Source organism: Peptoniphilus sp. oral taxon 836 str. F0141 (assembly GCF_000179335.1).
In the GTDB taxonomy this organism is placed as follows: domain Bacteria; phylum Bacillota; class Clostridia; order Tissierellales; family Peptoniphilaceae; genus Peptoniphilus_A; species Peptoniphilus_A lacrimalis.
In genome coordinates this window covers 1-752 of sequence record NZ_AEAA01000043.1, presented here as the reverse complement: position 1 = coordinate 752, position 752 = coordinate 1, and the positions used below count along the sequence as shown (strand labels likewise).

Here is a 752-nt window from a genome sequence, read left to right as displayed (position 1 = left end):
ATCAAAGACAAGGGCTATTGAAATTATTGACCAAAATGATGGAATTTTAACTAGCAAAAAAGACTATAGATATTCCTATTTTAGGCAAAGTTACAGCAGGTATTCCAATCTTAGCTGTTGAAAATTTAGAAGATACTATGCCTTTATCATCTGATTTTGTAAGAGATAGAGATTTATTTATATTAAAAGTTAGCGGAGAAAGTATGATTAATGTTGGAATACTTGATGGTGATTATGTAATAATACAAAGAACCAATTACGCTGAAAATGGCGACAAAGTTTTAGCTCTTATTAATGATGAAGCAACCATAAAAACATTTTATAAAGAAAAAGATGGGTTTAGACTACAACCAGAAAATGATTTTATGAAACCAATATATGTCAAAGACCTTAAAATTTTAGGAACTATAGTTGGACTTTACAGAAAATATTAATAATTATTTTAAGAACCCCCACCTAATGATAAAATTTCATCAGATGGGGGTTTATATTCATATGCAATAAATTCTTTTAAAAATTAATTTTATACTTTTATTTATTTAATTTTTACTAGCCCTTCCCTACTTAAATTATTTAATACATTTATCAGGGCTATTTTTCCATGATAATATGTGAGTCCTCCTTGAAAATATACATAATATGGTGGGCGCATAGGTCCATCAGCCGAAAGTTCTATTGAAGATCCTTCAATAAAGCCTCCGGCTGCCATTATTACCTTATCATTATATCCTGGCATATCCCATGGTTTAGGT

At 29.4% G+C, this 752-nt stretch carries 2 protein-coding genes; one reads left to right on the top strand and one right to left on the bottom strand.

Annotated elements, in window-relative coordinates; all coding sequences use genetic code 11:
• Positions 1–65: 65 nt before the first annotated feature.
• Positions 66–434, top strand: a complete 369-nt coding sequence (gene lexA, locus HMPREF9131_RS01855) for a transcriptional repressor LexA (RefSeq protein WP_083794616.1) — start codon at positions 66–68, stop codon at positions 432–434.
• Positions 435–535: 101 nt separating this feature from the next.
• Here the strand turns inward: lexA and HMPREF9131_RS01850 are convergent.
• On the bottom strand, positions 536–752 hold a 217-nt coding region (locus HMPREF9131_RS01850; RefSeq protein ID WP_009345058.1), incomplete at its 5' end, for a methionine gamma-lyase family protein.